The 23,880-nt window shown below is 33.5% G+C and carries 18 protein-coding genes; 5 read left to right on the top strand and 13 right to left on the bottom strand.

The genetic code is table 11. The features are described 5' to 3' along the window. Positions 1-48: 48 nt before the first annotated feature. The 4 genes from AC5LWL_RS04825 to AC5LWL_RS04810 form a co-directional block, all read right to left on the bottom strand. Positions 49-888, bottom strand: coding sequence for a DegV family protein (locus tag AC5LWL_RS04825; protein WP_493433265.1), 840 nt, complete (start codon positions 886-888; stop codon positions 49-51). 167 nt (positions 889-1,055) lie between these two features. Further along, positions 1,056-1,208: a sporulation histidine kinase inhibitor Sda gene (gene sda / locus AC5LWL_RS04820; protein WP_493433264.1), complete on the bottom strand. Its 153-nt coding sequence runs from the start codon at positions 1,206-1,208 to the stop codon at positions 1,056-1,058. Between the two features lie 284 nt (positions 1,209-1,492). Beyond that, complete coding sequence (locus tag AC5LWL_RS04815) at positions 1,493-2,179, bottom strand: response regulator (RefSeq protein WP_493433263.1); 687 nt, start codon at positions 2,177-2,179, stop codon at positions 1,493-1,495. 28 nt (positions 2,180-2,207) lie between these two features. Next, positions 2,208-3,350 carry a sensor histidine kinase gene (locus tag AC5LWL_RS04810; RefSeq protein ID WP_493433262.1) on the bottom strand — a complete coding sequence of 381 codons (1,143 nt, stop codon included), beginning with the start codon at positions 3,348-3,350 and terminating at the stop codon, positions 2,208-2,210. Positions 3,351-3,957: 607 nt separating this feature from the next. On the opposite strand from AC5LWL_RS04810, the gene AC5LWL_RS04805 reads away from it, so the two are divergent. Together AC5LWL_RS04805 and AC5LWL_RS04800 are read left to right on the top strand one after the other, a co-directional pair. Continuing rightward, positions 3,958-4,590 carry a YigZ family protein gene (locus AC5LWL_RS04805; RefSeq protein ID WP_493433261.1) on the top strand — a complete coding sequence of 211 codons (633 nt, stop codon included), beginning with the start codon at positions 3,958-3,960 and terminating at the stop codon, positions 4,588-4,590. Between the two features lie 132 nt (positions 4,591-4,722). After that, positions 4,723-5,799 carry an LCP family protein gene (locus AC5LWL_RS04800; protein WP_493433260.1) on the top strand — a complete coding sequence of 359 codons (1,077 nt, stop codon included), beginning with the start codon at positions 4,723-4,725 and terminating at the stop codon, positions 5,797-5,799. A 357-nt stretch (positions 5,800-6,156) separates the two neighbouring features. Here AC5LWL_RS04800 and AC5LWL_RS04795 read toward each other — a convergent pair whose 3' ends face one another. From AC5LWL_RS04795 to galU, 6 genes are all read right to left on the bottom strand, one after another. Beyond that, positions 6,157-7,215 carry a glycosyltransferase family 4 protein gene (locus AC5LWL_RS04795; protein ID WP_493433259.1) on the bottom strand — a complete coding sequence of 353 codons (1,059 nt, stop codon included), beginning with the start codon at positions 7,213-7,215 and terminating at the stop codon, positions 6,157-6,159. Between the two features lie 370 nt (positions 7,216-7,585). Further along, positions 7,586-8,395: a teichoic acids export ABC transporter ATP-binding subunit TagH gene (gene tagH / locus AC5LWL_RS04790; RefSeq protein WP_493433258.1), complete on the bottom strand. Its 810-nt coding sequence runs from the start codon at positions 8,393-8,395 to the stop codon at positions 7,586-7,588. 13 nt (positions 8,396-8,408) lie between these two features. Next, a complete protein-coding gene (locus tag AC5LWL_RS04785; protein ID WP_493433257.1) occupies positions 8,409-9,230 on the bottom strand; it encodes an ABC transporter permease in 822 nt (273 codons plus the stop codon). A gap of 69 nt (positions 9,231-9,299) precedes the next feature. Next, positions 9,300-11,429: a CDP-glycerol glycerophosphotransferase family protein gene (locus AC5LWL_RS04780; protein WP_493433256.1), complete on the bottom strand. Its 2,130-nt coding sequence runs from the start codon at positions 11,427-11,429 to the stop codon at positions 9,300-9,302. Between the two features lie 764 nt (positions 11,430-12,193). Next, positions 12,194-16,102: a PA14 domain-containing protein gene (locus AC5LWL_RS04775; RefSeq protein ID WP_493433255.1), complete on the bottom strand. Its 3,909-nt coding sequence runs from the start codon at positions 16,100-16,102 to the stop codon at positions 12,194-12,196. Between the two features lie 260 nt (positions 16,103-16,362). Next, complete coding sequence (gene galU, locus AC5LWL_RS04770) at positions 16,363-17,256, bottom strand: UTP--glucose-1-phosphate uridylyltransferase GalU (RefSeq protein WP_493433254.1); 894 nt, start codon at positions 17,254-17,256, stop codon at positions 16,363-16,365. A gap of 468 nt (positions 17,257-17,724) precedes the next feature. Between galU and tagD the strand changes: the two genes are divergently transcribed. Together tagD and AC5LWL_RS04760 are read left to right on the top strand one after the other, a co-directional pair. Beyond that, positions 17,725-18,120: a glycerol-3-phosphate cytidylyltransferase gene (gene tagD, locus AC5LWL_RS04765; RefSeq protein WP_493433253.1), complete on the top strand. Its 396-nt coding sequence runs from the start codon at positions 17,725-17,727 to the stop codon at positions 18,118-18,120. Then, positions 18,113-19,294: a CDP-glycerol glycerophosphotransferase family protein gene (locus AC5LWL_RS04760; protein ID WP_493433252.1), complete on the top strand. Its 1,182-nt coding sequence runs from the start codon at positions 18,113-18,115 to the stop codon at positions 19,292-19,294. Before tagD ends, AC5LWL_RS04760 begins: the two co-directional genes overlap by 8 nt. Before the next feature lie 44 nt (positions 19,295-19,338). Here the strand turns inward: AC5LWL_RS04760 and AC5LWL_RS04755 are convergent, their stop codons facing one another. Together AC5LWL_RS04755 and AC5LWL_RS04750 are read right to left on the bottom strand one after the other, a co-directional pair. After that, positions 19,339-20,886, bottom strand: a complete 1,548-nt coding sequence (locus tag AC5LWL_RS04755; RefSeq protein ID WP_493433251.1) for a glycosyltransferase family 2 protein — start codon at positions 20,884-20,886, stop codon at positions 19,339-19,341. Between the two features lie 389 nt (positions 20,887-21,275). After that, positions 21,276-21,764, bottom strand: a complete 489-nt coding sequence (locus AC5LWL_RS04750; RefSeq protein ID WP_493433250.1) for a VanZ family protein — start codon at positions 21,762-21,764, stop codon at positions 21,276-21,278. A 210-nt stretch (positions 21,765-21,974) separates the two neighbouring features. Here AC5LWL_RS04750 and tagU point away from each other — a divergent pair, with 210 nt between their 5' ends. Next, entirely contained in the window at positions 21,975-22,904 is a 930-nt protein-coding gene (gene tagU, locus AC5LWL_RS04745) for a polyisoprenyl-teichoic acid--peptidoglycan teichoic acid transferase TagU (protein WP_493433249.1), read from the top strand. Positions 22,905-23,377: 473 nt separating this feature from the next. Here tagU and gloA2 read toward each other — a convergent pair whose 3' ends face one another. Beyond that, positions 23,378-23,764 (bottom strand): SMU1112c/YaeR family gloxylase I-like metalloprotein, encoded by a 387-nt coding sequence (gene gloA2 / locus AC5LWL_RS04740; RefSeq protein WP_493433248.1) that lies wholly within the window; start codon positions 23,762-23,764, stop codon positions 23,378-23,380. Positions 23,765-23,880 lie beyond the last annotated feature (116 nt).

Here is a 23,880-nt window from a genome sequence, read left to right as displayed (position 1 = left end):
TTCGACAAAAAAAGAACCTGCCGCACGATGCGCAGGTTCTCCTCTTATTCAAAGCTTCTTCACCCAGCCTATTCCCATTGCACCTTCACCTAAATGTGTTCCGACGACGGGGCCAAAATAGCTAATCGAAAAATCTACATTAGGGAAAGTAGCAGCAAGTTCTGTCAGCCAGACTTCAGCTTCTTCTCTACGGTTTGCATGGATAATTGTGGCTTGATAATTTTCTCCGTTCGTTGCTTCTGCCACTAATTCTTCCATTCGTTTCATCGCTCTTTTTTTCGTGCGGATTTTTTCAAAAGGAACAATTACTTTATCGGAAAAATGAAGAAGCGGCTTCACCTGCAGAAGGCTTCCAATTAATGCTTGAGCACTGGAAAGCCTGCCTCCCCGCTGCAGATAACTTAAATCATCCACCATAAAATAAGCATGGCTTGTCTTCTTTAATTCTTCCAATATCCGCATAATTTCAGCAGCAGATTTTCCCGCTTGTGCTAATTTCGCTGCTTCCATGGTAAAAAAACCTTGGATCATGCAGCTTATTTCACTATCAAAAGCATAAACCTTTATTCCATCGACCATGTTTCCGGCTGAAACCGCTCCTTGATAGGTGCCGCTAATGCCGCTTGATAAATGGATGCTAATCACTTCATCATAACCTGCAGAGAGTTGTTCAAATAACTCAACAAACTTGCCGATTGGCGGCTGTGAGGTTGTGGGAAGACCTTTTGTTTTCACTAGTTCATAAAACTGATCTGCCTTCAAATCAATTTCTTCTTCATAAATTTCATTTCCTAATACGACAGTTAAAGGAATAATATGTATATTGAATAGCATTCTTATTTCTTTTGGAATATATGCTGTACTATCTGTGACAATAGCTGTTTTCATTCAACTAATTACCTGCCTCATCTTTTTCGGGATATGTTTATTTTAACCAATAATAAGATGTTTTGCATTATATTTAACTTTTTTACACAGAGAATGCTCAAAAAGGTAATTCATATAATTAAATGGACTATTCCATCAATTATGTGTAGAACTATATCTTAACTCAATTAGTTAATATCTTGTTTTTTTATTATATTCCTATTTCTTCGTTTTATTTCTTGCAGCAAAATTTCAATAAATTCTGTTTCTAACTTTAAGGAGATAGCTAGGTGATAAGCATGCATTAGTTCTGCATTTGATAAACTTTTTATTCCACTCATCATTATCACTCCTATTCCGATAGTTAAGAATAGTTTGCCTTAAAATAAAGAATATTGCAAAATGATTTCATAGTTCTTTATTACCTTTTTTGGAATTTTCTGTTATTTTCCCATGTTATTCAAGATACAAATAGCATAATTTGTAAGACCTTTTCCAAATTATCGTTAACCTTTGCTTTATTATGGCATAGAATTTACCATAATAAACTGTTCCACTTATATAGAAAATAGAAAAAACGCTTAGGTCTAAACTGCATCCTAAGCGTTTCTCTTCGTCATTCTTTTTATCGAACCTCTACCCAGCCATTTTTTATTGCAACAACAACTGCCTGTGTACGGTCATTTACATTCATTTTTTGTAAAATATTACTTACATGGTTTTTAACTGTCTTTTCACTTATAATTAATGCCTCGCCAATTCCTCTATTGCTTTTTCCGTCTGCAAGAAGCTGTAGTACTTCACACTCACGTCGTGTTAATAAATGAAGAGGGCGTCTGATTTCTATTGTTTGCACATAATGTTCGTTATGTCCCGTTTCTTCTAATGCTAAACGGCGATATTCATTTACTAGGTTATGGGTTACTTTCGGATGCAAATAAGATCCACCATCTGCAACTACTTTAACCGCTTCTACTAATGCATCCGCATCCATTTCTTTTAACAAGTAGCCGCTCGCACCTGTTTTTAAAGCATGGGTAACGTAATTTTCATCATCATGAATTGATAAAATAATTACTTTTGTTTCTGGAAATTTATCTAAAAGAAGCTTTGTTGCTTCTACACCATTTGTTGTTGGCATATTGATATCCATAATGGTTACATCTGGCTGGAATTTTTCCACCAATTCGATTGCTTGCGTGCCGTCACTGCCTTCTGCAACTACCTCAAAACTTGATTCAAAATCTAAAATACGTTTTACTCCTTCTCTGAACAATTGATGATCATCTATAATGACAATTTTTGTAGCCAATTGTTTCGCCTCCCCTTATCTCTCTTCTTTACTCTTGTATAGGAACATTTATCATGACGATTGTTCCTTTCCCCAATTTTGTATCAATCGTTAACTCGCCTTTAAGCAGCTCTACTCTTTCTCTCATCCCGATCAATCCAAAAGATTCTTGCTTTTTTTCTTCTTTTTTAAATCCTTTTCCGTCATCCTTTATTAGCACAATTACTTGGTCTCTCAACATTTCTAAGCGAACATTAATTACTTCTGCTTGAGCATGCTTTAATGCATTTTGTACAGATTCTTGAACCAGTCGGAATAATGCAACTTCATATTTACTTGGCAGCCTTGTTTCTTTCCCAATCGTTGAAAAAACAATATTTGTGGAATGATGGTAGTCTTCAATCGTTTGTAAGTATTTTTTTAAAGTAGGAACTAGTCCTAAATCATCAAGAGCCATGGGGCGAAGATCATATATAATTCTTCGTACCTCATACAAAGCACTGCGCACCATTACTTTAAGATTTTTTATTTCCTGAAAAGCTTCGTCAGCACCGTTCTCTTTATATATTCTTTCAATTAAATCAGACCTCATCATTACATTTGCCATCATTTGGGCCGGCCCATCATGAATTTCTCTTGAAAGCCGTTTTCTTTCTTCTTCTTGTGCCCCAATAATTTTCAGACCGAAATCCTGCTTTTGCTTCGCATCCTCTAACACTTCACCAACCTGCTTTAAATCACTTATTAAATAATTCATCACAACGGCAATTTGCGTTACAAGATGATCTGCCCGTTCAATCGTTTCATCCAATCCGACCAGTCGTCTTTCAATATCATCCCGACGATCACGATATTGCTTCTCCAGGTGGCGATTCATGCTTAATTCCATCTGCAGACTATGAGCCTTTTCATATGCTTCTCGTACTTCCAACTCAGAATACTCATTAAAATGTTTGCTGACTTCCGATAAACGTTTTCGAGCAAAACGAGATTGTATCTCCAGCTTGTCACCTTGTTCAATTGTCTGCAATACTAATGTTCTTATCTCTTTCAACTCTTCTGTCAAGGTTTCATAATCTTGTCGACACTGTTCTCCAATTCGAAAGATTTCATCCTTACTAGAGCCGACCGTTTCGATCATTGTCTCTAAAATAAAATCCAGCGTTTTTGTGTCAAATTTCTTTATTAGCATATATAATTCCTCCAAAAGGTTGAAAACCCTTCCTGTATCCATTCTTATTTTAGCGTGAAAGCAAAAAATATATATAATTGATTAAAAAAATATTAAAAAATCGTTATATTTTCACATATCTTTCCCAATTTATTCAAGACTTATATCCCGATTTTTGTTTTTATTATCCATAAAAAAGATGTCTAAAGAACCTTAATGGATATATGATGAATGATTATAAAAAAATATTCGCTTAGTACATTTTTTTATGTGCAAAAATCTCTTTGTTATAAGAATACTAAGGAGTTCAGGATAATCAACCATACTCATCAAAACGCTTTCTTTTATATAAAGGTTTTTTTCTCTTTTAGGTAAAATGAGGACTTTTTGAGTATGGAGTTTTTTTTATTATAACACGAGACATCTACTGCAATATTAAGATTTCATTACAAACACAACAATAATTGAACAATAGTGCTTGTCGAATTATAATGAAATAAGGCTGTAAAGTGAAATAGATAACAAAATATTTTTCTAGCGTTACTAAAGTAATGTTTTTATTATTCTACAATATTTTTTTTACAAAAAGCAATATAACAACCTGTCTTACCGAAAGGAGCGATTGTTGATGCTTCCTTGCTATCATACTGTACAAGGGTACGGTGAACATGAACTGATTATTCAAAAATCACGTTTTATTGCACATATCCAAAGAGTCGAAACAGAAGAAGAAGCACAGGAATTTATTCAAGAGATTAAAAAAAAGCATAAAGCTGCAACACATAATTGTTCTGCCTATTTAATTGGCGAGCATGATCAAATTCAAAAAGCAAATGATGACGGAGAACCTAGTGGAACTGCTGGTGTGCCCATTCTGGAGGTTCTAAAGAAAAAGCAATTAAAAGATACAGCAGTTGTTGTCACGCGCTACTTTGGAGGAATTAAATTAGGTGCAGGCGGTTTAATTCGGGCTTATGGAAAAGCCACTTCAGAGGGAATAGGAGCTACTGGTGTCGTAGAAAGAAAATTAATGAAGATTATTGGAACAAGTATTGATTATACCTTTCTAGGAAAAATGGAGAATGAGTTGAGATCCTCTCCTTATCAAATAAAAAATATCCATTATTTAGAAGAAGTGGAAATAGAAACTTTTATTGAAATAGAAAACATCCAAGCATTTAAAGATTGGGCAACTGATTTAACCAATGGGCAAGGAAAAATAATTGAAAAAGAAGAAGTGTATTTAGAAAATCTCTTATGATAATTTTACATTATTCCCAAAATATTCCCTATAAAGAAACAAGTCACTAATTTACGAATTAGCTATTGAATAGTAGAATATAGAATAATGACTACCTTCGACAAAAATCTATTTTTTTTAAAGGAGAACTAAATGGCTTCGAATAGAGAATCTTATTTATATGATAATAAGAAACGTAAACGAAAGAAAAGAATTGTCACCTTCATTCTACTCCCATTGCTTTTGTTGGCTGTGAGCGGGATTGGCTATGGCACCTTTCTTTATACAAAAGCAAAATCTGTCATGAACAATTCCTACGAACCGATTGATAGAGAATCAAAACGAGAAGCAAAAGTAGATCCGAATATTGATGATGTTTCGATTCTATTTATCGGCGTGGATGATAGCGAAAAAAGATCATCCAAATCAGGAACAACTCGTGCAAGATCTGATGCATTAATGCTCGCAACTTTAAATGAAAAAGAAAAATCCGTTAAATTACTAAGTATTCCCCGTGATTCTTATGTATATATTCCAGAAAGAGGGTACAGTGACAAAATCACACATGCCCATTATTTTGGAGGGGTCAGTTCGACGATTGAAACAGTAGAGGGATTATTGGATATACCAGTTGATTATTATGTAAAAATGAATTTTGACGCCTTTATGGATACGGTAGAAGCACTTGATGGAATTGAAGTCGATGTGCCTGTCAGCTTTACGGAACAGAACTCCAAAGACAAAAAAGGAGCTATCCATCTAGAAAAAGGTCTGCAAACACTAGACGGCGAACAAGCATTGGCACTTGCGAGAACACGTAAAATTGATAATGATATTGAACGCGGAAAACGTCAGCAGCTTATATTAAAAGCAGTGATGAATAAAGCAGTTTCAGCAAAAGCCATTACAAAGTACTCTAGTTTGATGGAGGCAGTCGGCGACAATATGACAACAGACTTATCCTTTAGCGATATTCAATCCTTCCTGGCGTATGCAACAGCGGAAAACGGCCTTCAAATTGATAGTTTAACGTTAACAGGTAATGATGGCACAGATGCCAATGGAAAGTACATCTATCAGCTAGATGAAACGGCACTAGAAGAAACAAAAGCCATCCTGCAAAACCATCTAGGAGTCGGCAACAACAATCTTGCAACAGATAATAACGAAACAACAACAGACACAACATCAGATGCAACTACTGAAATAACAACAAGTAGCGGCAGTTAATAATAAAAACACTTGAGACCTCTCAAGTGTTTTTATTTTGCCATATCATGACTCTCTTGAATACCAGCATTGTTTAACAAAGACCCCGCAGCCCATGAATAGAAGCAGCATTCCATTTTTTATGATCTGAGTTTAATTTAAACCAGGGAGCAGTCAGAATACACGAAGACTCCTATGGGATTTGCGAGACAGGTGAGACCCCGCAGGAGTTTACTCCGAGGAGGCTCACCGCTCGCCCCATGGAAAGCGAAGTGTATTCTGACTGCGGACTATTCGAGAGCCCCAAAAATTAAACTTAATAACAACTTTACCATAACATAATAAAGGAGCTGTCCCTTTCAGAACAGCTCCTTTCTGTTATTTTTTTTCAGTTGAATAGCGTAAATCATTAATAAATTTCAAGATCGGTTTGTAATTTTTCCCAACCAATCCGATTTTCTCAACAAACAACTCAATAATTAACAGCATAATCGCAATAAGTAAAATTGCTCCCCACACTTTTGCTTGAGAGAAAATGACAGCAACAAGTCCAAAAAATGTAGCCATTGCATAAATGATAATCACTGTTTGACGATGAGTAAACCCGATATTTAAAAGACAATGATGCAGATGAGATTTATCCGGTGCTGATAATGGCTGCTTATTAATTAAGCGGCGTATAATAGCAAAAAAAGTATCCGAAATTGGTACACCTAATATAATAACAGGTATAACAAAGGAAATTAACGTTACATTTTTAAAACCTAATAAGGACATCACACCGATAATATAACCAAGAAACAATGCCCCCGTATCTCCCATAAAAATTTTCGCCGGATAAAAATTAAAGAATAAAAAGCCTAATGTGCTTGCTAAAGCGATGGAAGAAATAGCGATAACATATCCATTTCCCATGATCATTGCCATGCCTGTCATGGTGAACAATGCAATCGATGAAACACCTGCTGCTAATCCGTCTAAACCGTCAATTAGATTAATTGCATTTGTGATGCCAACAATCCATAATATCGTAATTGGGATATCTAAAAAGCCAAATTGGAGCTGTCCACCGAATGGAAGATTGATAAACTCAACTTGCACTCCTCCCCAAAGTACTACTACAGTAGCTGCAATCGTTTGTGCTCCAAATTTTATTTTCGCAGAAAGATTGTAAATATCATCCAGCATACCAGTAATAATAATAATGACACTTCCTACTAAAATTGGATAGTGATACGATTTATCAGGGTTTATTATTAAAGCCCCGATAATAAAACTAATATATATTGCTAATCCGCCCATACGAGGCATAATTTTTTGATGTACTTTTCTTTGTTCTGGTTTATCCATTGCTCCTAGTTTAAATGCAAGTTTTTTAACTAGTGGAGTAAGTAAGATGGAACCAAAAAAACATATTACAAGCATTACATAAATCATTGAGAGCCTCCCTCTGCCCCACTATACATACATTTCTAGGCATATGTCTTTTCCTAGGCTGCCAACATACGTTTTATCAGCCTGCAGGTATTAAAATATTTTTTTTGTAAACATTCTATTCTCCAAGCATATATCGGAATTTATTATAGCACATTCCATACAGGCTTGGTGCATAATTTCTCTTCCTTATTTTACATTTATATTACAAAATTAATATGTTTTCTTCATCATAATTTAATGTTCTATACTATATAGACGAATAAAAAATAAAAAAGTTGCATTTTTAGTATGGACAAATGTCATCTTTCTTATAAAAAACAGCGGTATTTCTTTATAGAGAAATACCGCCGCATCATTTTTTTATTTTCGATTAACTTAATGCTGCAACATTTTCTTCACTTTGTCCTTTAGCAGCTTCTTCTCGATACTTTTTCTTTTCTTTATTGGACATTTTTTTATAATCATCCAGAAATTTTTCATATGCAGGGATTACTTCTTTAATGCTTCCCTCCATTTTCACTTTACCATATTCTAACCATATTGCCTTTTCACAAAATTGCTTCATCTGGCCAATAGAGTGACTCACAAAAAACATGGTTTTTCCATTTGTTTTAAATTCGCGCATTTTTTCAAAACATTTTTCACCAAATGCTTTATCCCCAACAGATAACGCCTCATCAATAATCAATACATCAGGGTCTGTATGAACAGAAATGGAAAAGCCTAATCTTGATCGCATCCCACTGCTGTAGGATTTAACAGGTTGATCGATAAACTTGCCCAACTCCGCAAATTCAATAATTTCGGGCTCTAAACGATAAATCTTTTCTTTGCTGAAGCCAAGCATTAAACATTTTAATTCAATATTTTCTCGTCCAGTCAGCTGATTATTTAAACCTGCTGCAACTGCAATTAATGATGCTTGTCCGTCTATTTCAACCGATCCTGAGGTTTCCGGAACAATACCTGCGATAATATTGGAAAGAGTGGACTTACCAGATCCGTTAATGCCCACAAACCCAATCGTATCTCCTTTATCTGCTTCAAAGCTTACATCTCTTAATGCATAAAAGGGTTCTCCATAGCTTTTAGGTGAGAATATATCAAATAATCGTTCTTTATTGCTATTATATAATTTGTATCGTTTCGTTAAATTTTTAACAATAACTGATTTTTTCATGTCATCACTTCCATTACAAGAAATCAATAAAGTGTCTTCTGAACCTTACATGTAAATAAGAACCTAAAGAAAGCATAATTAATACAATCACCCAAAAATAAACAGTAGTATGCCAATGTTCTACAATAAACCAACCTTCTCCTAATAGCGCATATCGATATCCTTCTACTAAATAATAAAATGGATTCAATCGCATTATAAATTGAAACATAGGTGCAAAATGGTCTGACGGCCAAAGAATAGGTGTGACGTACAGCAGCACTCTCATCAATGATTGAATTAACATTTGAAAATCTCGTACAATTGTTGCGATTGTCGATGTAATTAGCGATAAAGAAAACAGAAAAATAATCGTTGCAAACAAGAAATACGGAAGCTGAATATAATAAATGCTAATTGGAAGTCCCATAAATTGAAACGCAATAATCGTTGCAATCATCAATAAAAGCTGAGGATATAGCTTAGATAAAATAACATAAGATGGAATCGCACTTAATGGAAAGTTCATTCGCGATACCATTTTCAATCTCGAATAGATTGACTTCGAACCTTGCGTAATGGATGGGTAAATAAAGAACCAAATTAGTATGCCTGCCAGCATCCAGGAGAAATAGTGATATTGTCCTCCTCCATGTGGATAGGTTACATCTTTTCTCTCTTGAACAAACCCAAATACGAACCAATAAATCGCAATTTGAATCCCCGGATTAAACATTTCCCAAAAAATACCTAAATAATTGTTATTATTAGCACTTTTTAATTCATAAAATGATAATCTTCTAATCAAATGAAAATTATCGTATTGTTCTTTAAGAACTTTAAATACGGAACCCATAAATCATGTATCCTTCCTTTAGCCTATTGAATATCAATAGGCTACTCTAATAAAAATTCACACACCTATTTATTTCAAAAATACTTCCTCTACTACCCTTTTAGAAGCTTCCCCATCTTCTAAATAACAAAACATATTATAAAATTGATCGAACTGATCATTTAACGGCATTGTGCTAGCTTGTTTAATATAATCAATTACTTCATCGTTTGTTTTCGCAAGGGGACCAGGAGCCATTTTCTCAAAATCAAAATAGAAACCACGTAGTTTATCTCGATAACTGTCGATATCATAAACAAAAAAGATCATAGGTCGTCTCAAATTTCCATAATCAAAAAATACAGAAGAGTAGTCTGTTATCAACAAGTCTGAGATTAGATATAGTTCTCTAATATCTTCATAATTAGAAAAATCGTAGGCAAATCCACTATATGGTGTCAGATCGAGATTTTCTGCCACTAAATAATGCATTCTTAGCACAATAATATACTCATCGCCTAATTCTTCTTTTAATCTTTTTAAATCTAACTCTAAATCAAATTTATATTTGCCTTTACCATAAAATTGATCATCTCTCCATGTAGGAGCATATAAGATAATTTTTTTCTCTAATGGCAAACCGAATTTTTCCTTTAAAGCCGTTATGTTTTCCTTTGTATTATCATTAAACAATGCATCGTTTCGTGGATAACCTGACTCAATCATTGTTTTCGTAAATCCAAATGCACGAGCGAAGATTTCACTTGAATAGTTATTAGGAGAAATTAAATAATCCCAATTGCTGGATTCCTTTAAGAAATTTCTTTTATATTTCTCCGTATTCGTACCAGGCATATGCACTTCATCCATATCAGCAGCAAGCCTTTTCAACGGTGTGCCATGCCATGTTTGCAAATATGTTGTATTCTTTGGTTTTGGTATCCATAATGGCAAGCGGCTGTTGCTTACCCAATACTGCGCTCTAGACATCGTCAGCAACCAGCGAACAGAGAATCTTGGCACAATATCAATCCCTCTGTTTTCAAAATTTTGGATAAACCGTTTATCTACACTCCAATAAAGCCTATACTCTGGATGATTTTCCTTAATATACTCATATATCGCTCTTGGATTACAGCTATATTGTTTTCCTAAAAAGCTCTCAAAAACAACTGTATTTTTTTTAGAAGGCAATTTACCTAACACTTTAAATGCTACTTTATATAACAGTTTTGCCTTCTTGCTTCGTTTCATTCTTTGTAGCTTTCCTTTAATTCTCGATTTCAGCTCTTGCTTCACGTTATAATCTGATATTCTTATCGATAAAAATTGCTTTTTAACCGTTGATTTAAGAAAATATCTTTTCTTTCCATACATACTAGGTACAATTACTTTTTGTTTTCTATATTTAGGATTATAAGATTGAAACTTTAGGCGTGGACTAAGCAACCTTTTTGTCTCACCGTTAACTATATAGATTATTTCTAAATAAAAACGATAATAGATTAACGGATCATTATTTAAGTACTTGCTTAAATCAATAGTACCTTCAAAGCCGATTAAATCAAAATCATGATTGCTTGTACCATACATTTCCGTTAAATCATTTCGTGTATTCGATTCTAACAATACCTTATGCTGCTCTTCATTTAAATTATTTGTAATAATTAAATTCTTCACTTGATTAACGGGTACATTGCTTCCCCAAGCAGGATCTAGACCATACCCAGAAATACGAATAGAACCTTCTTTTGATAAATAGGCCTCTTCTATATTGGCAATTATTTTTTGTTTGGTTGTTTTAAAAGAAAGATTTCCTTTATTCGTTGTATATGGAAAAAACATCGTTTCCTCTTTAGGAAATAAACAAAAATATAATTCTAATTCTGCGCCATTACTTTTTAAACGATATTTTTGTGCCTCTTCCTCTTCCTCTTCTGAAGACTCAAGCGACACATACAAATCCCAAACTGCTTTTTGATTAAAAATGTTATCACTTTCTTTTAAAGGAATAGTAGTTTCATACATCCCGTAGTCTTCCTGCACAGCTACTTGTTCAAACGGATACTTTATTGGCCGCCCCGTATTTCTTTGCAAGAAATCCAATGATGCTTGTTGACCTTCTAATAGAGCATGTTTAAAACAAAATTTTATATATAATTGATTATTATCAATGGCAATCTTTTGTATTTGTTTATGTACAAATCCAGATTCACTCATTCTGTTACTCCTCTCACCTCATAAGAAAAGCGCAAGCGCCTTGCTCATCGCTATACGAACTTGCTGCATGTAAACTATTTTCTTTCTTATCAGCTTTTTGAATCTATCAAACATTATATCGGTTACTTAAAAGTATTTCAAACTAAATATCAACCCTTGCCAAACATTCTATTTTTTTCAAATCACTTTCAAACCTACCTATGGATTCCATCTGTTCCATGTTTAAAGCAAGGAGCAGTAGAATACACGAAGACCACTATGGAAAGCGAAGTGTATTCTGACTGCGGACACATTGAGAGAGCCAAATCCTTTTTTCAGGGTAGACACCCATGCAAACAAATTTGGCACCATGGCCCATGAACAGAAGCAGGTTTCTTAAATTTATTAGCAGGGAGCAGTCAGAATACACGTAGAAGACTCCTATGGGATTTGCGAGACAGGTGAGGCCCCGCAGGAGTTTATTCCGAGGAGACTCACCGCTCGCCCCATGGAAAGCTAAGTGTATTTTGACTGCGGACTATTCGAGAGCACCAAACCCTCTTTTCAGGGTAGCCTTCTCCTAAAAATACTCTTCTTACTTTAATCTTTCGCGAAAATTTCTTTTTTAAACATGCCATCTAGAAAAAGAAAACTCAATTTAATCACAACTACACAAAAAGGAAAATGCCAACATTCAGTTTACCAAACACCCAATTTTCAGATTCAGCACGTTAAAAAAGCTGACAGCAAAAGTTGTCATACAACATTTGCGTCAGCTCTTCTACTTATTTAAAGGCAGGTAAATCTAATTGCATGCGATAAGAACTTAATAAACTGTACATATTATACATAGTACTTACCTGCTTGCTTGCCCAGCCAATATCTGTTGCATACTGGTGTGAACTAACTCTACCATATTGCACTATATCAGACAGATTAGGATTCCAGCGCATTTCATATAAAGTATTTTGTTTATAGGTTGGATTATTAATGTATTTTTCCCCTATAAATTTTGCTCCGCCAATAATAGCCTGTTCAGGCGTAAACCAGCCTTCTTTGTAGGCATACTCAGAGCCACTTTGAAGAGGAGAACTATCATAAGCTCCAATTCCATACATATTGTAGACCATTTTTGGTTCTACATCTTTTCCATCTACTTTTGATACAAGAACCCCTGTTGCCAATTGTGATTTCCCATTTCCTGTTTCCAGCATAGCATGTGAAATTAAATAGATTTCATTAACACCGTATATCTCACCAGCTTGCAAAAACGCTTCTGCTTTGCCGATGAATATGTTTTTGTTCCATAAAATCTTCTCATTCACTTCTGAATCACTTAGATTAGCGCTGCTAGACAAATCTAAAAACTGCAGCCTTTGCTTTGCATCATTGATAAAATTATTCGGATCCAAATAATACTTAACATCATAAGGACTTGCATTTACCCATGTATGATAAGCCGTCTTATACGTAAGTGGAACACCTTCCAAATACTTAGATGGAACATAGTATCTCGAATAGTTGATCTCATACCAACTTTTACCGAAACTATCTTTCTCCGTTTTTGAAATTATATCTATTTTATCGTTCGTTGTTAATGTTCCAATACTCCAAAAGTCTACACTAGGACCTCCACGAACATTCCATTTTCCGCTCTTTCCATTTTCAGCAGTCTTAACAACTGCCTGTGTACCATTACTTAATAATGTTACAGCGTCTTCCATAATGTAGGCTTGATAATTTTTATCTGTTTGAGGGTTTAAGACCATTTGATTATCTACATGTTGATCCAGTGTTTTATTTAAATAAAAATAGTTAGAAAAAACATCCTTTGATTTGTTCATTTCAAACTGAAGGAAGGCATTTCCCGTATCTTCATAGTATTTCAAAACAATGGTATGATCGCCTTTTGTTAAATAATGTCCTAAAAGTTCGCGTCTTTCTCCCTCACTATTATTCCATGAATCAATCACTCTATTACCGTCAATTTCCAAAATAACTCCATCGTCAGCTGTAATCGCAAAATTATAGTTTGTATTTTCACTGACCTGAATCACTTTTTTATATATGGCCGTAAATTGATCATTTGGTATAGCACTATCTGGTGATCCATTCTGCCAATTGTATTGAATATCTGTTACCTTGTTATACGAATTTTTCCCACCAACAATAATAGATTTATGCGCATCATATACATTGTAAGTTGGAGGATTGTCTACATCAATCTTGCCGGCATAATATTGAGCAAGCCATCCTGAAGAATCGACTTCATTTCCTTCTTCATATTTTGCAAGTGATAACTTAAATTTAGCTGCTTTCGTATTATCATAATAACGAACTTCCACCCAGTGAATATTATCATTATTATTATCGTCTATTTTTATTTTTGTTGCTTTTTCACGATATTTGCCATTTTTCCATTGATCAATAACTACTTTACCATCAATTAATACTTGCACCCCATCATCAGACAAGCCTCTTAAAATATATTCTCCTGCTTCTATTCTTTTAGCCGTTACATATTTTGCGGAGAACATATCGCTATTAATTCCATCAGCAGGTGCATTGTAGCCAAAGTCTTGTTCCAATGTCATGCTATTATCCGTACTAAAAGTTCGGACTGCTGCAGGATGACCAGTTAATTCTTTATTATTATAATAGTAAGCAAGCCAATCTCCCAGTGGCAGCACATCTGCCGCTAATGTAGCCTTGCCCGTATTTTCAAAATAATCAACTTGCACTTTGTGATCTTCATCGCTTAAGTTTTTAATAAGTGCACTATTTAAGCGTCCACCTGAATTTTTCCATCTTGAAATAAGCTCTTTATCGTCCACTTTTACTTTAATTCCATCATCTGCAAATGTATAAACAAAATAATCATTTACCCCAGATATATTTTTAATAAAGGAAGCCGAAAACCCGTCTTTTCCTGTGTTGGCGAATCCTGCTTCTTTCCCCCAGTTGTAATGAATACTATTTGTCTGAAATACAGATCCATCTCCTGATAGATTGCTAGTTGGAAACGACATGCCTAACCAATCTGTAGAAGAAATTAAATCATTAATAGGTTTAATCGTAAAATTCAATTTAGATTTTCCTGTTTTCTCTAAATATTCTATTCGGATCCAGTGAACATCTTTTTTATCATTTTCCTCATTATTGCGGTCTTCAATATTTAGTAGTAATTTGTTCTCAATAGAGTTTCCTTTTCCCCATCTGTTGATGACCAATTTATCGTCAACATATACTTTCACACCGTCATCTGCAACGTTTTGAATCATGTATTTACCTGCTGGTAATCTCATCGCCGTCATAAATTTTGCAGAATAATTATTAGTAGCAATACCTTCTATTGGTGCACCATATCCTAAATCAAAAGAAAGATTTCCATTTTCATTTCCGCTGATAATTGTTTTTGTTTTAGGCTTGCCAGTTAATGTCGTATTTGGATAATAATAAGCCAGCCAGTTTCCAAAAGGAACTGCATCTGCTGTGAAGAATGCTTTTTTTGTTTTCTCCAAATAGTCGAACTGAATTGTATTATCATCATTGGTTAAACCTGTTATTAAAGCTTTATTTTCCTTGCCCCCAGAACCAGACCATCTGCTGAAAAGGCTTTGTCCATTGATGCTAGCTTTTGCTCCATCATCGGCAATCGCATGTACAAAATAATCATTTTGCTTTAACAGCTTATAATAGGATGCTGAAAAATTGTCATTATTTATTTTTGCATGCGGACTAGAGTAGTCCCAGTTAAAAAATAAACCATTTTGCTTCTCAGCAGCGCTATTTCCTCCAACTACATTTGCTAGTCCTGCTAAATTTTGATTATTATAATAGGAAGATACCCAATGATCATATGATAATTCCTCTTGAAATGGTTTAATGGTAAAATCGAGAAAACTTTTACCTGTTTTCTCTACATATTCCAGTCGGATTTCATGTATTTCTTTAGCAGTCTTTGTATCCGCTATTTTAATTTTAATAGAATTTGAACCTTTTTTCGGTTGATCGATGATTTTTTTTCCATCTATATAAATTTTTAAAGAATCGTCAACATTCGTTTGAATAACATAATCACCTGCAGGTAATCGTTTATAAGTAGATAACTTAACTGAATAATTATCTTTCCCAATATTTTTAGCACCAGGACTTTTGTTACCATGATTAAAAGATAATTTACCGTTATTTTCATTCCATATTAACGAATCTTGTGGAGCACCTTTTAAACTTGTATTATTAAAATAATAGCCTATCCAACTATTAAAAGGCAGAATTTCAGAAAACAAGGATGCATTACCTGTATTCTCATAATATTCACTGCGAACAGTATGGGAGCCTGTCTCTAAATTAGGCAAAGCCTTTGTAAAATACTTTCCTCCTGAATTGCTCCAGCTATTTATTTGCACTTGGTTATCTACAAACATTCTAATTCCATCATCAGCAAACGCACTTAAGAAATAATCTTTCTGCTCGTTCACATCGATGCTTTTTTCAAATTTTGCAGAAAAATTATTTGCGTTAATATTTTTAATTGGTGCTTGATTTCCCCAATTAAATTTAATTGCTTCAGACGAACTTACAACAGCTTTCCCTGATAATTGCTTGTTATTATAAAAACTTCCTGACCATTGACCTTGTGCACTTGCTCTATCATTTATAGAAAATAAAAAATAAAAACAGATAACAAGCATTAAAATATTAATAAACTTCTTGGCATTACTTTCTTTATTGATTTGTTACACCCCCAAAAATATATCTCTTCTTTTCTATTATCGAAGAATCTAGTACAAATGTTAAGCTAGTTTCTAGAAAAAAACTAGACATTTCTTCCTATTTTCACTAAATTTCTACAAAATTATTAACAAAAAATAGCATATTTAGCTAAAATCCTCTCTTTTTTACAATAAAAAAACTCTATACATCAACGTGTATAGAGCATCAAAATTATCTATTATTTAACTGTTTTTTCTGAAAGAGATTTAGCCAGTTCTATTAAATATGGTTTCAAAGAATCTCGAATATCATCGCGTTTTAACGCTAATTCAATCGTTGTTTGAATAAAACCAAATTGTTCGCCTACATCATAACGATTTCCTTCAAATTCGTATGCAAATACTCGTTGAATTTTATTTAGTTTTTCAATCGCATCTGTTAGCTGTATTTCTCCGCCAGCTCCAACTTCCTGCTCTTTTAGATATTTAAAGATTTCTGGTGTGAAAATATATCGTCCAATAATCGCCAAGTTTGATGGCGCAGTTCCTTGTGCAGGCTTCTCAACAAACTGTTTGACTTGGTAGCGTCTATTTCCATAATCTTCAATAGGATCTACAATACCGTATCGATGTGTTTCAGAATCTGGAACCACTTGAACACCAATAACAGATGATAATGTCTGTTCATACTCATGAATTAACTGCCCTAAGCATGGCTTTTTATCGTTATCCACAATATCATCGCCTAATAAAACAGCAAAAGGTTCATCACCAATAAACTTGCGTGCACACCATACAGCATGACCAAGTCCTTTTGGTTCTTTTTGTCGTATATAATGAATATCTACATTAGATGATTCCTTGACTTTTTCTAATAATTCAAATTTCTCTTTACTAACAAGATTTTCTTCCAATTCCCAAGCATGATCAAAATGATCTTCAATTGCTCTTTTGCCTTTTCCGGTTACAATAATGATATCTTCAATCCCAGAAGCAATTGCTTCTTCTACAATATATTGTATGGTTGGTTTATCAACAATCGGCAGCATTTCTTTTGGCATTGCTTTTGTTGCAGGCAAAAATCTTGTTCCTAATCCAGCAGCAGGTATAATAGCTTTTCTTACTCTTGTCATAACTACCTCCAAAAAATTCCTCTTCTACCTATATTCTAAAGTTTTCTTCGATAATTGTCTATATTTAGACTACACATAAATGCTTCTTATTATGTAGTACTTATTGGCAAATATTCCGAGAAAACACCTTAAGATCCGGTCATTATTTTTTCTGACTACAAGTAGAAAGCTTTCATCCATCGCTCCGACGCGCTCGCCTTTCTATGAAAAGCGAAGTTCTCGACAATACAAAAAAGCTCATTTAGAGTGGAAGAACAAGGTATCCTTTGAGTTTTGTATGTCGAATCTTCATACAATTGCACTATCCGTGTATACTAATACTTGTCAGAAGCAAATAAAAGTTTTAAAATAAAATAATTAGGAAAGTATAATGAATATACACCTATTATATACAAACAAATATAATCAATGTGCACAAAATCAGCTTGATTTCTTTATTCGAATACATTATTTTTCTGGAGGAAAAAAATGAAAAAAGTAATTACTTATGGAACCTTCGATTTATTGCACTGGGGCCATATTAATATTTTGAAACGTGCTAAAGAATTAGGCGACCATTTAACGGTTGCTATTTCTACTGACGAATTTAATGCCATTAAAAATAAAGAAGCCTACCATAGTTATGATAATCGCAAAATGATATTGGAAGCCATTCGCTATGTAGATAAAGTAATACCTGAAAATGATTGGGATCAAAAAGTAAGAGACGTAGTTGATAATGATATTGATATATTTGTTATGGGAGACGACTGGGAAGGAAAATTCGACTTCTTAAAGGATCATTGTGAAGTTATTTATTTACCTCGTACAGTTGGAATTTCCACTTCGCAAATTAAAAAAGATCTTTTTAAAGTAAATGGCTAGAGAACTAGCCATTTCTTCTTATTTATTACTATTTTCTTTTCTGTTCAGGATAGCAAAACTATTTCCACAGCAAAAGAAAATAGTTTTTTGCGTCTCTTTTGCTGAAAATAATCTCTATCTTTATAAAGAATTAAAAAAACAACAACCTGACATTAAATGTATTTTTCTAACAGAAAAGCGAACTTTTAGTAATTTAATTAATCATAAACAAAGTAGGGATATTGTTTTATTATTTTCCCCAGTTAAATGGTTTTCTTTTTTTACAGGCATCTACCATCTTGCAACTGCTAAAGTAGTAGTCGTCGATAATTATTATGGATTTTTATCAAAAATATCATTCAAAAAAAATGTAAAATGCCTGCAAATTTGGCATGCAGCAGGTGCCATTAAACAATTTGGCCGGAAGGATCCTTCCATTAAAACAAGGTCAAATGCTGCAAAAATTCGATTTCAAAAAGTATACAAGCAATTCCATTATATTTTAACTGGTTCAGAAAAAATGTCGATTATCTTTCAGGAAGCCTTTGGGGCGAGTCCAGATCAAATGCTCCCATTAGGGATTCCCAGAACCGATCTTTTTTTTCATACCGATACAAAAAAAGTAATTCAAGAACAACTTTATGCTGTTTATCCACAATTAAAGCATAAAAAAATAATTTTATACGCACCTACATACAGGGATGGTGAAACAGGCTATACTCTCCCGTTAGATCTTTCCTTAATGAAGGAAACGCTGCAAGAAGAGTATTGTCTCGTATTAAAACTTCATCCCCATATAACCAATACACTAAACTTGGATAACTACCAGGGTTTTGTATATGACTTAACGAACCTTGCAAATTTAAATGAATTATTATTAATAACGGATTACTTAATCACTGATTATTCATCTATTCCGTTTGAATTCTCCTTTTTAGAGAAACCGATGATCTTTTTTCCTTATGATTTAGCAGAATATACAGCTTCAAGAGGATTTTGGGAAGAGTATACCGAGCTTGTTCCTGGCCCAATCGTGGCAAATACAGCTGAAATCATTAATATTATCAACAGTCAATCTCTACATATAGATAAAGATAAAATGAAGAAATTTCATCAAGAGTGGAACGAATATTCAGATGGACATTCCAGTTCTAATACAGTAGATTTATTATTAAATTGGATAAAAGAGGAGTAGGCAGTTTTTCTGCCTACTCCTTTTTCGTGTTGACTATCGATAAATCATTTAATGGTAAACCCTAAATTAGAATTAATAGTAGAATAAAATTGGTACGTTCTTTTTTTGAATATTTTTTGATTATTTTCCACACGTATTAAGCTGATTTTTTGATAATCATTATATCGAAGGAAAATCGCATATCCTGCTTTTTTGAACTCACTTAATACAGACATTGGAATAACCAACTCAAAAAGATGATCATCTTTTTGGGTAACTTCAAATGAATATTGATTTTCCGGATCATTTCTATCACGGAGAATCAAATCATTCACCTCAGATATAAAATCACCATACACGGAAAAATTCAATTTATACTGATTCTCTTCAAATATTCCCTCTTTATAAAAACCTGCCATTGACACACGTATATGCATATTTTCCTCAAACGGCGTAACCATATAAGGTAAATCATCGATCACTTCAATTTTCTTGACTTTTTCTTTTTTATCCCACATAAACAAAGGAGCAATTTTATCCAGTTCTCCATTTAAGAACATATGATAAATCACCTTATTGATAGGATGAAAAAATTGATCATCAATAGAATAATCTAGATCTTTTGTTGTCTCAACCACTTCATTAAATTTATCAAAATAAGCTTGTTTATCTTTACTTTTGAAAAAATGCTGTCTATTAAAAAATCTTGTGATGCAATCAAATTCATATAAACGATTTAAAATCATTTTTTCTGTTTTCACATCTAATTTTTTACTTTTTACGTAATTAATAACCTTAATATTCGTATCCATTTTTTGCATAATAGATGTTTGTTTTGTTAAGGAAGCATCATTATCATCTAATCTATTCAAATAATAAATCGTTTTCTGTGTAGTTGATATTGTTTTAGCATTAGTTAATACATCAATAAAAAACTGTTTATCTTCCGCATATTTCATTTCTGGATATCTTATATTATTATCCTTTAATAAACTTGTTTTCATCATTCTTGAACGTGGTCCTAAATGTTGAAAAATATGAGGAATAGAAGTGGCAAGAACTCCTCTTCTTTCCATACATGATTCATGTTCTCCAACAATTTTGCTTGATTTAGATTCTACTTGAATTGTTTTCCCTACTACGTAATCATCTTTAGACTCTTCTAATATTTGATACAATGCTTCTAATCCATCTTGCTCCAACCAGTCATCTGCATCTAAAAACGTAATGTAAGGAGAGGTAGCTAATTCAATTCCTAAATTCCTTGGCTGTGCAGGTGTCCCGGTATTTTTCTCTAAAAACACAACAACAATATTCGCATACTTCTTCGCATACTCTAACAGCATCGGGCGAGACATATCAGTAGAACCGTCATCTACTAAAATGTATTCAATCTCACTAAAATTTAATGTTTGATTGACGACCGAATCAATCGTTTTTGTTAAATATTTTTCTGCATTATAAACAGGTGTTACCACCGTTACTGCTCTGTTTTTTTTCTTTTTTAAAACATTAAAGATACTTGCTTTTTTATTAAAGATAAAGTATCCATCACTATTGTAGTTTATATTATTTTGTTTTTCAAAACTGGATTTATTGTAAGTATTAGACAATCTTTAACACCGTCTTTCTGTTACACTTTTATTTTTTATCATTCCATAAAAATACCATTTTATATTATACACTTATTATCAACCAACTTAAACATATCAAGATAATAGACCCATTTAATGTCTAAAACGCTCACGTCCTGTGAGCAGCGGTGAGGCACCACACCCTGTGGAAGACAGTTGCTCAAATTAAGCCTCCTTGAACTTCTTGGTCCTTTTAGTACTTCTTTTTGAACACGCACTTGTATGTAATTTTCTCAATCCGAAATAAGAAAAGCGCAAGCGCCCTTGCTCAGCCCCGAAGAAAAATGTTCTCTTGACTCAAAAAGTGTTCTTTACTTTTAGAGGCAAGAGGTTATCTTTCACAGGGGCTAGGCGCTGGAGCTAGACACTCATCTAAGTTGAAAAATTTTATACTTTCTGATCTTATAAAATAACAGACCTAAGCATCCTCCAACACAATCTACAACAACATCCGATTTAAGGGGAGTTCGTCCATTTGTAAATAACTGATGCGTCTCATCTAATATAGCATAGATCATCACAAACAAGAAACTAATCACTATCGCCTTAACTGTAGAATTTATATAGTTTCTCACCGCTCGTATCGTAAAAAATGCAAGGATAAAAAAGATCGTTAAATGAGATGCCTTCCTTATAAAAAATTCAATAAAATGTGCAACCCCCAAAGCCTGTACACTTATTTCTTTCCCAGCATAAATAAAGGATACCGGAGAAAGAAAGGAATGCAGGAAATTACTTTCTTCCAAGGCCTGAAGCCATGGTGTAATATCTTGATCCTTATATGGCTGTGAAGAAAATGCAAAAATAATGGCAAGAATAAGAAGAATAGGCATCCACAAAAATAAAGTTTTTTTCATTAAATTCTCCTTTTTTATTCGACTATTTTTAATATTTTATCACTTGTTGATAAAATGTGTCTAAACCTTATGAATTTCAAGCTACCCTATCGAAACAGACGGAAAACCATCTAGAATACCCTTTTCTAACCCAGCTATGCAACAAGTCCTTTTTTTGCTATTCTTTATGTAGTTTATCAAATTTTGTAAAGATGTGGAGGATTTTATTGAATGGAGTCTAATAAGCCAAAGAAGAAAAAACGGGTATGGCTAAGAATAACACTCAGTATCTTACTATTAGTAATACTTGCTGTAGGAGCATATGTAGTTACTGTCTATAAATCTTTAACAGATGCAGTCGATACGATGCATCAGCCTGTTGAAAGAACAACAAGCAAACGGGTTGAAACCATAGAATTAAAGAATAAAGAGCCTTTTTCTATTTTAATGCTAGGTGTAGATGAACGAGATGGGGATAGTGGACGCTCTGATACAATGATCGTATTGTCGGTAAATCCAAACAACAACTCTGTTAAGATGCTGAGCATTCCTCGTGACACAAGAACGGAAATCATTGGACATGGTACAACGGATAAAATAAACCATGCCTATGCATTTGGTGGTGTTGCTATGTCCATGGACACTGTAGAAAATTTTCTTGATATCCCAATTGACTATTATATGCAGATTAATATGGACGGGTTTAAAGATATCGTCAACTCTGTTGGTGGAGTAACGGTTAACAACGACTTAGATTTCACATATGAAGGAGTACACTTTCCGAAAGGATCTATCAATTTAGATGGGGAAAAGGCTCTAAAATTTTCTCGTATGCGTTATGATGATCCTCGTGGTGATTATGGCCGTCAGTTAAGACAGCGAGAAATCATTCAAGCGGTTATAAAAGAAGGTGCAAGCTTAAATTCACTAGCTAATTTCGGTGATATATTTAATGCATTAAGTAAAAATATTAAAACGAATCTAACCTTTGATGAAATGGTAGAAATTCAACAGCATTACAAAAATGCAGCTAATAACATTACACAAGAGACGATTACAGGTTCCGGGCAAACCATTAATAAAGTTTGGTATTTAGTAGTTCCTGAGAGTGAAAAAGAAAAAATTCAAAACGAAATGAAAAAACAATTAGAAATAAAGTGAAATTTCAATCAAGAAGTTGATCCTAAGCACAGATAAAGGAAGATTCACTAGATTTACAGCATCGGCATCTATACTTTAGAGCTAGACAAAAATCTGATTTGAATAAAAAAAATCCTTTCCCTTTTTAGCTTAAACAGGGAAAGGTTTTTTTCATTATATATATCTACCACTTTTATTTAAAACATTCCCCGACATTTCTCGGGAAATAATATGTCGTGTTTTGTTGATATGTTTTTGGTTTTTTCTTTGGCATATTGCGGTATATGTTATATATACAATAACTTCTTCTAGTGTTATTCCTTTTCCTAATAAAATAAAATCGAAGGGATGGATAAATAATGAAAATCAAAGCAGGTAGTTGGAGATTATTAAGTGCTCAAGATAAACAATTTATTCTGCAGACTGTTAGCAGCTTATCAAAATTCAAAGGAAGAACCAATTAATCATTCCCTATTCGATCACTTCTTAGATCCCTACATCTCATAGAGTTCAATTGGAAGTCCATCTGGATCTGCAAAAAATGTATATTTTTTATGTGTAAAAGGATCTGTTCTTATTGCTTCCGCTTCAATAAAATATTCTTTTAAATAACTTACTGTCTCGTCTATATTTTCCACTTCAAAAGCAATATGGCGCAAGCCGGCAGCTTCAGGATAACTCGGCCTTTCTTTCGGGTTAGGAAAGGAAAATAGTTCAATTTGATACACATCGTTTACTTTAAGGTCGAGTTTATATGATTGTCTTTCTTCACGGAAAACTTCTAATGACGGCGTAAATCCTAATATATCCACATAAAAATGTTTCGATTTTTCGTAATCACTACAAATAATGGCAATATGATGAATCCTTTTCACTTTCAACAACTTATGCACCTTCCTTTAGTAACGAATCAACTAATGCATTCTATACCTAACGATTAAAAGAAATAAGTTATGATATATTCAATAACTTTAGAACTGTCTCATTCTTGCATAAA

It is taken from the genome of Niallia sp. WK069_GA_01 (assembly GCF_983173855.1).
This window is presented reverse-complemented; position numbering and strand designations above follow the sequence as displayed.